Annotated in this window: 6 protein-coding genes; all 6 read left to right on the top strand. The window is 38.9% G+C overall.

Features of this window, described 5'->3' with window-relative positions; genetic code table 11:
- Nucleotides 1-33: 33 nt before the first annotated feature.
- The 6 genes from ACQKTA_RS10415 (at nt 34) to ACQKTA_RS10440 (ending at nt 14,700) form a co-directional block, all read left to right on the top strand.
- A complete protein-coding gene (locus tag ACQKTA_RS10415; RefSeq protein WP_427813675.1) occupies nt 34-1,497 on the top strand; it encodes a glycoside hydrolase family 1 protein in 1,464 nt (487 codons plus the stop codon).
- 20 nt (nt 1,498-1,517) lie between these two features.
- Nucleotides 1,518-2,369, top strand: coding sequence for a PRD domain-containing protein (locus tag ACQKTA_RS10420; RefSeq protein WP_427813676.1), 852 nt, complete (start codon nt 1,518-1,520; stop codon nt 2,367-2,369).
- Between the two features lie 221 nt (nt 2,370-2,590).
- Complete coding sequence (locus ACQKTA_RS10425) at nt 2,591-3,496, top strand: magnesium transporter CorA family protein (RefSeq protein ID WP_427813677.1); 906 nt, start codon at nt 2,591-2,593, stop codon at nt 3,494-3,496.
- A 232-nt stretch (nt 3,497-3,728) separates the two neighbouring features.
- Complete coding sequence (locus ACQKTA_RS10430; protein WP_427813678.1) at nt 3,729-12,425, top strand: Cna B-type domain-containing protein; 8,697 nt, start codon at nt 3,729-3,731, stop codon at nt 12,423-12,425.
- A 187-nt stretch (nt 12,426-12,612) separates the two neighbouring features.
- Complete coding sequence (locus ACQKTA_RS10435) at nt 12,613-13,620, top strand: serine hydrolase (protein WP_427813679.1); 1,008 nt, start codon at nt 12,613-12,615, stop codon at nt 13,618-13,620.
- A 141-nt stretch (nt 13,621-13,761) separates the two neighbouring features.
- A complete protein-coding gene (locus ACQKTA_RS10440; RefSeq protein WP_427813680.1) occupies nt 13,762-14,700 on the top strand; it encodes a zinc-ribbon domain-containing protein in 939 nt (312 codons plus the stop codon).
- The last annotated feature ends 1 nt before the right edge of the window (nt 14,701 follow it).

Consider the following 14,701-nt stretch of genomic DNA (forward strand, 5'->3'; position numbering starts at 1 on the left):
AAATATACTGATAGTTAAAGGAGAACGAACACAATGACGAATACTACTTTTCCAGAAAATTTCTTATGGGGTGGCGCTATCGCCGCCAATCAAGTCGAAGGAGGCTGGAATTTAGACGGCAAGGGATTATCGGTCGCCGATGTTGCTACGTATAAACCTGACGTTGATGTGAAAAATTTTGCTGCGCACATGGGCATAACAGTTGCTGCGGTCGAAGAAGCAATGGCTGATGAATCCGACACGATCTATCCAAAACGTCGTGGTATCGATTTTTATCATCGCTACAAAGAAGATTTAGCCTTGTTTGCAGAAATGGGTTTTAAAGTACTTCGATTATCGATTGCTTGGACACGTCTATTTCCGACCGGAGAAGAAACAACACCAAATGAAGCGGGTGTCGCATTTTATCGAGAAGTATTCAAAGAAATGAAACGCTTAGGGATTGAACCAATCGTGACTCTTTCGCATTATGAAATGCCTTTAACGTTGAGTCTAAAAAAGAATGGTTGGGTCGATCGGTCAGTCATTGATGATTTTGTCCGTTTTTCAACCGTTTGTTTCGAAGAATATAAAGACTATGTGACGTATTGGTTGACCTTTAATGAAATCGACAGTATCCATCGTCATCCCTTTACAACTGCTGGAATCATTCCAGAACAAAGCGCAGCGGGACAAGAAGAACAGGATATCTATCAAGCGCTGCATCATCAATTTGTGGCAAGTGCGCTAGTCACTAAGATTGCTCATGAGATCAACCCGAATAATCAAGTCGGCTGTATGATCACGAAATTGATGACTTATCCATTAACCTGTGATCCCTTGGATGTCGAATTGACCTTGAAGAAAAACTTAGAAAATAATTTTTATGCCGATGTTCAGGTTAAAGGCGCCTATCCTCGATTGATCGAGAGCAATTTGAAAAAACGCGGTATCAAGATCAATATGGCAGACGAAGATCGTGTGATCCTCAAAGAAAACACCGTCGATTTTCTAACATTCAGTTACTATATGTCGATGGCAGAATCCGGCGATCCACTTGCAGAACGGACTCCGGGAAATACTGTTTTAGGAGTGAAAAATCCTAATTTACCATCGACTGAATGGGGTTGGCAAATCGATCCTAAAGGCTTGAAAATATCCTTGATCGATTTATATGATCGTTATCAAGTGCCATTGATGATTGTAGAAAACGGTATGGGAGCTGTCGATGTCGTTGAAGATGGACAGATCCACGATTCTTATCGGATGGATTATTTCAAAGCACACTTTCAACAAATGAAAGAAGCCATTGATGAGGGTGTTGATTTGATTGGTTACACGAGTTGGGCACCTATTGATTTAGTTAGTGCAGGGACTTCGCAAGTTTCAAAACGTTATGGTTTTATCTATGTTGATGCAGATGATGAAGGCAATGGCAGTTATGACCGTTCTCGAAAAGATTCTTTCGATTGGTATAAAGAAGTGATTGCAACAAATGGCGCGAGTTTGGCTGAATAATTGTTGAGGAGCGTAGCAGCATGATCCAAATAAAGAAAGTATTGAATTCAAGTGTTGTTTTAGTTGATAATCAAGGACAAGAAATGATTGCTTTGGGCAAAGGAATCGGTTTTGGTAAAAAAGCTGGCGAAGTAATCGCGGATACCCAAATCGATCAAGTCTTTTTACCCATCACTGAAACAAAATCAAGTCAATTTGCAGCATTAGTAGATGAGATTCCTTTAGAATATTTTGAAATGACGAAGGAAATCGTACAACTAGCAGAGACACGATTGCCGTATACGCTCAACTCAACGATTTATTTAACCTTATCTGATCACCTTCATTTTGCCGTTGAGCGGCAACAAAAAGGGTTGAGTGTCACGAATCGATTGTATTGGGAAATAAAAAACTATTATGCCGCTGAATTTGAAGTGGCTGAACAGGCAATGGAAATACTGACTAACACCTATCACGTCGCTTTGCCGAAAGAAGAAGCATCGAATATCGCATTTCATTTAATTAATGCGCAATCCGGTAATGAAGAGAATCAAGATGGTTTACGCAAAGCCAAGTTGATTGGGACGATTGTCAATCTGGTTCGATATTCTATCCAACAAGATGTAGATACGAATTCAATTCATTACAGTCGTTTCATCACACATGTTCGCTTCTTTGTTGATCGTTTTTTCTTAAACGATTTGACTCAAGAAAAGGATGAAGGACTCTATCGACAAATGTGGAATCTGTATCCGAATGCGATGGATATTGCGACGCGAGTAAAAGCATATATCGATCAAGAATATGCGAGTAAAATCCCTGAAAATGAAATTGTTTTTTTAGGAGTCCATATCAATCGTTTGATGAACAACTCTGCGATCGATAAAAAATAGAAATCTGTACAGCAATGTACAGATTTTTTTCTTTGTGTAAAAATCAAATGAATAAACAAATTTCTTATAGCATTAGATACTTAGGTATGTTCTTTTTTTGCTGATTGAAGGAGAATCGAAAATTTCTATTTTTAGCATAACAATTGTACGTTTATAGCAGTAATTTTAACTTTTCTATGATAGAATGCAAACGGATAAAACGATAGCTAGGAGATAGATCCATGTATACAAAAGAAGTATTCAATCATAAGATGAACCGCTGGGTCAATACTGATGCGGAAGATAAAGATGAATTAAAAAATTTATACCGGGATTATGGGATCGACAGTGATTTTGTCGAGTACTCATTAGATAGAAATGAACGTGCCCATTTAGATTATGACAAAGACAATGATGTTTTGATGCTGATCTTCAATGTGCCAAATCGCCGCAAGATCGATAACCATTATGAGACAGTACCGATGACTTTTCTCGTAGTGGATCGGACCTTGATCACCGTGACCAATCAACAAAGCAAATACTTGTATTTCAAATTCAAAAATTATTTGGATCGCAATCCTGAGAGTAGTTTATATGAGTTTTTATTTGGCTGTTTGTTCGTCATCTCAGACGAGTATTTCCCATTTGTTGAAGGGATGGATCGCGACCGCAAGCGCATCAGCCAATTGTTAAAACAAAAAACTACCAAACAAAACTTATTATTACTGTCAGACTTAGAGACTGGGATCGTCTATTTTGTGACGGCTTCTCGGCAAAATGTCTTGTTAGTGCAACAAATCAAAACGCATGGCATTTATCGCCGTCTGACCGATGAAGAAAAAGAAGGCTTGGATGATGTGATGATCGAAGCTCAGCAATTAGTCGAAATGACCAAATTGTCTTCACAAATCTTGCAGCAATTATCCGGCACCTATAACAATGTCTTGAACAATAATCTGAACGATACGATGCGGATCTTGACTGTTCTATCTGTCTTATTGACGATCCCGACGATCATTACTGGATTCTTTGGGATGAACATGCCGCTGCCATTAGAAAACAATGCTTCTGGTTGGATGATCACGATCGGTGTCAGCGTCGTACTGTGGTTCGCACTGGCATATGTCTTCCGAAAATTGATGCGTTGAACTAAAAAAAGAACCTCTATTCATTTAAGTAAATGAATAGAGGTTCTTTTTTTATGTAGACTCCCAAGACCACTATTTATCATAAATAATAAAATTAATTTATTTTAAATTTTTAGATGATTCTAAATAGTCAAAAAAAACAAAAAATAGTTTAAATTTCGATATTAAAATAAATGGATGTTAAAATTTAACTATAAATAAACTTTATTAATATGAAATGGGGAAATGAAAGATGAAAAAAAGTAAATTTTTAACTTTTTTCGCGACTTTAACAATCTTGCTTCAGTCGTTACCTTTGAACGTAATTGCCAATGAACTGAGTGCGACAGAGACAACAACTAGTATCAGACAAGAATCTGAGCCATCCTCTTCGCAGTCAAATGATTCTTCTGTCTCAGAAGATGATTCTGTAACATTATCGCCAGAAGAATCGGATGAAATAGTAGAAGATGAAATAGAAACGGATCAATCATCGAATTCCCCACCGGAAGAAACGACAGAAAATAACCAATCACGTGAATCTCGTGCTTTAGAAGAAATAGATTTGAATGGTGAACATTCGACGGAAGGTTATAATTCTACTTTTGCGATGCAAAACGTTCGCTATTTACCTAATCTTGATTCAGCTAAAGAACAGAAGATTGAGGGAAATTTAGCGGAAGCACAAACGGTTATCAATGCAGGGAAGTTCAGTCACTCTCCTGATTCGTCCACCACTAAGGGAGTGCTACATGAGATTAAAGAAGTGACGTTCTCATTAGATATTACTGGAACTATGCACCAAGATGCAGACACGTATGTAGAGGTTTATATGATTGAAAACATCAATTCTCTAGAATATGATATTCAAGATCCATTATATGTTTTAGATCTGAATACGATCGGAACAGCGTTGCCGCTTGATGGGTCAATGGTGAATGGTGTCACAGTTACGAAATCAGGTGATACGTACACAATCAATACAGATGGCCGTGAAGATAAGAAAGTTAGTTTTGTTATCGTTAAGTTAAAAGAACTGGACGGGCCAATCGTCAATGAAACATACGCAAAATGTGTCAATGATTTGGTTATCACAGCTATTCCAAGTGCAGCAGGGCATGATTGGGATAATATAGAGTCTAAATTTTATCTAACAAGTATCGATGAGTTAAAGTCAATGTTCAGTGATGATAATCATCAGATGACTGTAGGTCTAGAGGAAGTAAAAGGGAATACGATCATTACTGAGATTCAAATCAATGGTGATGAAGATGGAGAAATCATCCCAAATAAAGACGGTCAGGAAATCACTTTCTCTTGGGCGCTGGATGGATTACTTCCGGCAGAAGAAGGTGCTGAACTAGTTGATCTTAATCCTGTTACTGCAGGTTCATTTTATACATTGAAATTAAATAATAATGGTGTCTCTTTCTTAGCCACAGCTACACCTCAACCAATCAAAGGAATCGTCAATGGTCGATCTGAAACTATTGGATTTTATACAATGTCAAGTGATGGCTATATGACGATGGTCTTTTCAGAAAGTCTTATCTATACGAGTGACAGTTATGGAACAGCAACCATTTACCTAAATGCCTTAGGGAATTATGGTGATGAAGATACGCTTATAAAGATCCCAATAAATGACGAAACACGGAGTGAAATCGAACTTCCTAGTTTACAAAAGGATATGAGCTTGAGCAAAGAAGGAAACTTGCCGAATACGGAAGTAGATAATAAAGGAAATATTATTTTTAAAGATATTGCTTGGACAGTAATTGCCAATACTGAAGGGAATCAAGTTGCCGGGTTAGAGCTGTCAGATACATTGCCAAAAAACCCAAAAACACATACTTTAACACAGGCTCAATTGGATCAGATGGAATTTATTGATGGTGACGGTCAGAAATTAAATACAGATGAATACACTGTTAAAGTAACTGCTGTTCATTGGGACGATGAACAAAAAAATGACAACGATTTAAAAGGTTGGAAAGCAACGATCACAAGAAAAGACGGAGAAACATTTGCCGGTGTATTCAAAGCAAATTTCAACACAACGGCAACAACAGATGCTGGTCAAAATATTTCTGCAGGTGATATCAAATATGTGAATAACGTAACTTTGAAAGATCTAACAGAAGATACTCGTTTAAAGGAAATTACAGCTGAAGAAACTGTGACAGTCAAGCAATCCGGGTGGCTCCAAAAGCAAGGTACATCAAAAGTCGATGAAAATGGAAATGTGCTTGGAAGTTATACTATCACGATGAATGAGCAAAAATTGACGATCCCAGCAAATAGTAATAATCCAGTCTATATCATGGATATACCAAAAGCTGGTTGGATTAACGCAAATGGTGACTTTATTACAAGTACTATGGTCATACCGAAAGCAGATGCTTTTTCGGTGACAGATGGAACTAATACATTAACTGAGGGTACTGACTATAGTTGGGTCCAAGAATTAGATGGACAAATTAAAATCCAATTTAAAACAGCTATCACTGGTACTATTACTATCACCTATACATTAATGGTGGAAAAGGAGGATATCCCCAATCGTCCTAGCGATGCTTACGCCTTTAAAATCAGTAACTCAGCAGAAATGATGGGAATTAATTCTGGAAAAACAGATACTTTCCCGAATATTGTCAAAGAAACAAAGTCAATTGATTATAATGAAAAGAATGTAGCATTTGGTATCACAGTTTATAGTAATATCAACCCGATTACTAAAGACAGTTATGTGATCGACGTGTTGCCTGAGGGTTTTATGCCAGCTTCTTTTGCATATTACGAAGGCGAACTTAGCCAGAGCCAATACGAGGAACGATTACTTGCGGCTCTAAAAAATGATATTTCAATACCTAGTTTAGATAAGAATCAGTATGAGATCATTTTGATCGATAGTGAGAATAAAAATACTGGTCGAGGGCAAGCGGATCCGCAACGTGTTATGATTAGATTTACTGAAAATATCGACCATGATGTTGCGATAAATCACAACACGCAATATGTCTTTAATACAGAAGTTTTTGGAACAGTTGAGGGAGAGCCATTATTGACAACTCCTTTAAATAAAAAAACAGGCAATGATTTCACTAATACGGCCTATTTGTTTAGCTCTGAAGGCGAAGACTGGGGCAAGAGCAGTTCTAATGGAAACATTCCTGATAGGATTTGGAGTGCCGAGTCAAAATCAGGAGTCGGAAACTTCCAAGACAAAAAGATAGAATGGACTCTTGATTTTAATGCCTATGGGGAGACATTGAAATCTTTAGTCATCAAAGATCCTCTGCAAGCGGGCAGTACCGATGAAAATGGTAAGGAGCAGGTAGCAACTAGCAAACAAAGTCTTAATACAGCTGATTTATGGAGCCATGTAGTCTTTCAAGCATTGAAATATGATACTAGTGGTCGAAAAGTTGTTGACACATCTAAAGAAGTTAATGGGGACATGACGGAGCAATTCAAAGAAAATGGTAAATTGACTTTCCAAGATGGTGAACTAGTTTATACGTTAAATAAAGACCATCAATTAACGATTGACCACCCCGTACGAATGAAAATTACCACAGAGTTGACTGGTGAAATTCAACCATATTATTTAAATACGGCTACTACCGAGTATACATTTGGAAATGACGGAAAGATAATTAAAGATGATAACGATGCCAAAGTTTCATTTTCTTGGGCAGCGACACCAAATCGTAAAGGTGGTGTCGGTTATGCAGCATCTAGTACGGATGTTGCTCATGTAGACTACTCAGTCGTACTAAATGGGAACCGCCTAACGTATGAAAACACTAAAATCACGGATACATTAGATGTCGAAGAGGGCGTACAAGTAACGCAATTAGTAACGAACTCTCTAAAAATCTATTACGCGAAAGAACAGCAAGTAGACGATAATTGGGTAGCAGATACAGAACGCGAATTGATTCGAAATGTCGATTATTTCCTTGAATATGATACGAGTCCATCTAATCTTGATGGTTTTACGATCACATTTAAAGAAGATCTGAAGATCACAGAACCATTGATTATCAATTATCGAGTAAATGTTGTCGGCTATGGTGACAATACGAAAGTGAAAAACACGATCAAAATTGAAGGTACTGCAACAACGACTGCTCCGGGAGACAGCAATACAGGAGTAGAAGGTAATGGTAGCTGGGTAACTGGTTCTGCCAGAAACTTCAATGTATCATTGAGAAAATTAGATGCTGAGACAGGTGAAGCGTTAAATGGTGCTACTTTCAAATTATTAGATGCTAACCGTAGTCCACTGGCTATTAGACAAGCCATCACTGAAGGTGACGGTGAAGATCAAGGGAAAGCTCAAGTTCGACTGATTCCTCGTGGAACCTATTGGTTGTATGAATCACGCAGCCCATCCAACACGGTATCTCGTTTTGGTACTCCAGCGACAGCGATCCAAATTAAAATCGATAGCTCAGGTACGATCATTTTAGGTGATGAGGCAGATGCTGCAAGTAAAGGTGTTGAATTAAGGGAAGATGATAGTGGGAATACTTATCTAGCTGTTAAGAATTTTCCTGGTGAAACAATTAATTTAACAGGTCAAAAAATTTGGGAGACAGAAAATGCCGTTTCTTACCCTGGTGTGACGATCGAATTGCAACGCAAAACTCAAAATGATCAGGATTACTCACCAGTCGACACTGTTTATGCAACTGCAGGAAATGAGTTCAAATATGAGTTTAAAAATCTACCTAAGAAAGACGTGGATGGAAACGAGTATTCATATCGAGTAGTAGAACAAGATCAAATCACTGGTTGGGAACAGGTTGCTGGGGCAGTCACAGTCAATGATGATGGTGATTTAGTCGCTAATATCAGTAATTTCCCAGTTACAGGGACGATCAAATTACAAAAAACAGGCCAAATGTTGACCGATGAGAAAGAATTGAGTTCAAAAAATCTGGAGAATATCGAGTTTAGACTAATAAACTTAGGATCTAAAGAGATAGAGAAAACTTATCTCACTGATGCAAATGGAAATCTGACGATTGGTGCCTTAAGCCCCGGTCAATATCAAATCGAAGAAGTTGCAACGAAAGCGAATCAAGAGTATATCGTTGATGGAAAACAAGTCTTTACGGTCTTTGAAAGCGGTCGGATCGCACTGGGTAATACAACAGAAGAGCCAGCTGATGAGGACTATGTGATACCAACGATTCAAATGACGAATCGCGTCAAAACAAATATGTATTTTGAAAAAGAATGGATCGGTACTGACAATATTAAATTGCCGGCTAAGCTAATTTTAACCCTTGAGGGTAAAACTGCGGATGCTGCCGAAGCTGAAATAAAAGAAACAATCGAGCTTACAGCAGAAAATGGCTGGCAAGCAAGAAGAACAGACTTACCGTATACTGATGTTCAAGGAAATAAGTATGAATATACGGTGACTGAAGAGTTCGTCGGTTCTGCCGGGTATGATTCTTCTATCGATAAAGTATTGACTGTAGAAGATGGTTTTCCACATTACACCTTTAACTTAAAGAATACGTTAATAACAGTGGATCTTGAGGGCACAAAAACTTGGGATGACCAAGAAAATCAATACGCTACACGTCAACCAATCAAAGTCCAGTTACTGCAAAATAATGAAGAGTACGGCAAACCAATCGATGTAACATCAAGTAATGAGAATCCTGAGAATAAAAACCAATGGACATATCAGTTCACGAATCTGCCAAAAGCCGATGAGAACGGTAATGATTATGTTTATACGGTAAAAGAAGTCGCGTTCTCAGATAATTACACTTCTGAAGTAGTACAAGAAAATGATCAAGCATCGATGAATCTAAAAAATACATTAGTTGTAAGAGATTTTACAGCAACGAAGATATGGGAAGACAATGGCAACAAATATGGCATCCGTCCTGATAATTTAGTGGTTACATTGGTTTCAAGATTGGATAGCCAAGATGAGTATCAAGTTGTACTAAAAAATGGTCAGGCCGTGACTGCAACAATGGAAAAAGATCCAGCTAATGCAGATCAGTATCGCTACACATTTAGTGATTTGCCAAGGTACGATGCTAAAGGTAAGACGATCGACTATGCGATCCGTGAAACACAAGTCGCAGGTTACGAAGGAAAAAATGACCAAAAAGAATTAACCAATCGTTTACTGACGAAAGAAATCACTGGAACGAAGCATTGGAACGACACAAATAACTTTTATGGTTTGCGACCGGAGTATCTAGAACTAGAATTGATGATCAAAATGGCCGATGGGCAATTCAAGCCATTCAAAGAAGTTTTTGTCGATGCAGCGGATACAGTCAAAACGACACAGGAAATTACAGGAAATACGACTGCTAGTCGTTGGGACTATCGTTTCACAGATCTCCCAACGGTTACACCAGATGGTAATGAAGCAATCTATGGAGTGAAAGAAAATCTTCACTACTCAGAAGGTGAAGAAGTCTATTTAACAGATAAAGATTTTGTGGCAGAAAATGAAGGAATATTGACGAACTCAGTTAATAAAGTCGAGATCGAAGTCCACAAGACCTGGGACGATCAAGAGGATAATTTCTTCACACGACCAAATGCGATTCGTTTCCAACTGTATGCTTATGCAGAAGGAACGGAAGCAGCAAATGCCGCACCATTCGTAACAACGGATCTAAATGACAACGGTCTAGGACAATTTGTTATCACCCAGCCAGTCAATGACACTGGGACTTGGACGTTGAATATCACAGGATTACCTGCACGAAATAAAAACGGCGTCTTAATGAATTACTTTGTACGCGAAATCGCTATCAACCCGAACGATATTCTTAGTCCAGATTACATCGTAGAAGATGGTTCATTACAAATCACCAATACGCTGTCAGTAACAGATATCACGGTCAATAAGGTTTGGCAAGACCAAGGGTACTGCAGCGACTTGCGTAAAGATGTGACACTACAGTTATTACAAAATGGCGAAATGATTCGAAATCGTCAAGGTGAAGACTATCAGATTACGCTTGAAGAAGCTAAAAATGATTGGAGCTACACCTTCTATAATCTCCCAGAAAAAGATAAAGAAGGAAAGCTTTACACGTATACAGTCGAAGAAACTAACGTCCAACCTGACTACACTGCAAATGCGCAGCATTTGACGGTGACGAATACGTATCGTCTAACAAGCGTAGAAGGTATGAAGACTTGGGAAGACAGTGATAATAGCTATCAAGTCCGCCCAACGCAAATCGAAGTTCAACTGTATCAAAATGATAAGGCATTTGAAGATCCAGACGGAAAAGAAGTGACTCAACTAGTAACTGCAGATGAAAAAGGTGAGTGGAAGTACCGCTTTGAAGGTCTGCCAGAAGTTGATCCAGATGGAAAGGCATATAACTATTCAGTCAAAGAGATCCAAACAGATTACTTGAAGAATTACCAATCGTTTGAGAATGGAATGGCCATCAAAAATGAACTTCAATTGATTGAAAAAGAAGTCACGAAAGAGTGGGACGACCAAAGTAATAAATTAGCGGTGCGTCCTGAATCGATCAAAGTCCAATTGAAACAAAATGGTTTCGATTATACGTATCCGAATGGGAAAACGGGAATCGTCGAACTGAATGAAGAAAATAATTGGACGGCGAAATTCACTGAATTAGCCGAATTCGATGCAAATGGCGAAGCATATAAGTACACAGTTGAAGAAGTAATGACGGACAACTTGAAAAATTATACGAATAAAGTCGACGATCCGGAAGATAATACTACGACAGCAGTGATCACGAACACTTTACAGACAATCAAAAAGGTTGTTACAAAAGAATGGGACGATCAATCGAATGCCTATCAAACGCGACCAGAAAGCATCAAAGTCCAACTGTATCAAGATAAAGAAGTATATAAAGATGCTGATGGAAAAGAAGTCATTTCTGAGCTCAATGAAGCAAATGGCTGGGCAACAGAATTTAATGGATTACTTGAATTCGATAAAGATGGTAAGGCATATGAATATACTGTCCAAGAAGTAATGACAGATAATTTGAAAAATTACACGGATAACGTAGAATACTTTGATGACAATTCGACAGCGTTGATCACAAATTCATTGAATACCATTGAAGTCAGCGGACAAAAATCATGGGACGATCAAGAGAATCTTTATCAATCAAGACCAGAATCGATTAAAGTCCAATTGTATCAAAATGGTAAAGTCTACGAAGACACTGATGGGAACAATGTTTTTGCTGAGACGACTGCTGAAAAAAACTGGCGCTATACTTTCAAAGACTTGATTGAATACGATGCAAGTGGTAAAGCCTATACGTATTCAGTGAAAGAAGTCTTGAGAGATGAATCCGGCAATCGCGTTATTCCGAATTATCGACCGACTGAAACAGGGATGGATGTAAAAAATACATTGATCACTAAAAATATTTCTGGTCAGAAAACATGGGAAGATAATGACGATGTCGCAAGGTTACGACCAAATACGATTACTGTGTATCTTTTCCAAAATGATGAAAAAATCGCAGAAAAAGTTGTTGGTCGAGCAACGAATTGGCGTTATAAATTTGAAAATCTGCCAATAAAAGATGCGAATGGCAAAGCCTATGTCTATAAAATAGATGAAGCGACAGTCGAAGGTTATGAACGTACGATCGATGGTTATGACTTGATCAATACGTTGAAAATCAGTGATGATGAGCAAGGTGGGCTACCCAATACCCAAGGTAGTGGTGCAGATGACACCTCTAATGGAAGCAGTCGCAGCAGTCGAACGAGTACTGGTACCGGTAGTGGATCTAGTACAGGAAGCAGCACTGGCGGAAGTAGTTCTGGAGGCACGTTGCCATCTACTGGATCAGAAAGTTTAGATCGAATCATCTATATCGGCTTGTTCCTAGTATGTCTATCGGTAGCGATCTATTTTTATCGTAAGAGAAAACTAGACTAGCAAGCAAAGAAAATTTAATAAGTTATCGCCAAAGAGCCCTTAGTGAACTAAGGGCTCTTTGTTTATCTTTAAAATCAATACTCATTAATATTTTTTTGTTTCATTTGATGTCAAATAAAGGAAGTTTATTCTTGGTTTATGATAAACTTATCCTGACTAATAGTGGGTCTGTGACCGACGGGAGAAGGTGAAGGAATTGGGCAGACATAGCGAGCCAAGTGAGAGCAAGTTAAAAAAATATATCACAGTCGGCGTAGTGACTGCGACGATTGCAGGTGTAATGATTTTTGGTGCGGCTAAGCTTTTTAATAGTTCAGAAGAAGCACCAACAGTTGCCACCGAAGCAACGCAGTCATCGACTGAAAAGAGTTCTTCGACACAAGTGAGTACCACAACAGAAAGTTCCGTCAAAAAAGCGGCTGAAAAGACAACTAAAAAGAGCAGCTCGACAACAAAAGCAAAAGAAACCAAAGCTAGCACGAGTAAATCAGCTAGTACAGAAAAACAAACGGCTAAGTTAGATGCGACAGCGTTGATGAATAGTGCTGGAACGGTATCTTATGGTGTCTATTATTTTAAAGATAAAGCGACGTTTAACAGCGAGAATCCCCAAACGATGGTGGCTGCTGAGGTCATCAATGCATTTATCATGGATTATGCCCTGAACCAACCTGGCGGCAGCGAGCAAGTGATCGAGCATAAAAAATTGAGTGATTGGCTAGCTCCGATGATCCAACAAAATGATATCGCGGCAACGAATGTTTTGATCGATCATTATGGCATGGATGCGATGAATACCTACTTCCAAGACCAAGGGTATCAGGATACGCGGATCGAGCGGCGGATGCTGGATATCAATGTTCTCAGCACCGATAAAGAAAATTATACGTCGGTCAATGATTGTCTGGCGCTGTTGAAAAAACTTTATAGCAAACGTAAAAAGGCACCGCAAAAAGAGATGCTCCAATTGATGGAAGGGCAGCAGATCCGCAGTAAAATTCCCGCTAAGATTCCAAAAAATATGACGATCGCAAATCTTTCCGGTGCGCAGCAAACGGTTGAAAATGATATCGGGATCGTATTTGATAAAGACCAGCCCTTTGCAATCGCCGTCTTGGCTAGTGATGTGTCAGACATTGTAAGTACCCGGACAGCAATCGCCGAATTTAGTTTAGCCGCAAGTATGTTGAAATAGAAAACTTATCCACATCTTCTGTGGGTAAGTTTTTTTGTCCTTATCAATATTCTGTAACGCTTATGTGTGTGGTATGGTAAAATCGTGGTAAAGAAAACGGTCGTAAAAAAGATCGAAGCAAAATCCAAGGAGTAGATAAAAATGAAATATTGTCCAAAGTGCGGGGCGGAAAACAAAGATCAATCACGTTTTTGTGAAGAATGCGGGCATGCATTCGAGTCTGTTGAAAATAGCCCGAAAAGAAATCAGGGCGCGAATTTGAAAAATAATTCAGAACCGTTCAATCAAACGCCTAATCCAAAAGGGGGATTTCCGAAGTGGCTGATGGTATTAGCTGGGGTAGCGGTAGTAGCAGTCGTCGTTGGTGTGGGACTAGCATTGGCTGGAGGTTCTAATGATGAAGCGACGACACCTTCATCTACTGGCGTTACATTGAACAGCACCTCAGCTTCCAACAAAATCGATACGAGCAAATATGACAAGTTGATCGCGGAAGCGAAGGAATTGACGATCAATGGCGAGTACAAAAAATCTAATTTGAAATTAAGTCAGATTTCAGCGAGTGATCTAGGCCGAAGTGAATTTGCTTCGATTGCCGATGAAGTTGATGAACTGCAAGCAAAAAATGATGATGGCATGAAACAAACGGATCAAACGACTGATTCCAGTCAAAAGGCGAGTGACTCAGCCAAGTCTTCTTCCGGTAGTGCCTTTAGCGGCGATTATGCTAAGTGGGCAAATACCTACTATTTCTATTATTCGCAATCAAGCCAAAAACAAGGTTCACTAACGATCGGAGCTAATGGCAGTGTAACGCAAAAAAATGTCAATGGTACGCAGTATTTTGGACAAGCAACGATTACTAGTGCTAACGGCGATGTTTTGAGTTATGAAACCAATGATCAATACCCAATGGATATGCCGGATACAAAAATGATCAATCCCAATGTCCGTATCACAGTAACTTGGGATGCTGGCAGCACACAAACGTATTATGGCTATGTATCTTATTCTTCTCGTCTAGCCTTGACGGATGGCGTCACTAAAAATGCTGGCGTCAATGAAGTCTGGATATCATAAT

Source organism: Enterococcus sp. 22-H-5-01, from assembly GCF_050310005.1.
Classification (GTDB): domain Bacteria; phylum Bacillota; class Bacilli; order Lactobacillales; family Enterococcaceae; genus Enterococcus_A; species Enterococcus_A hailinensis.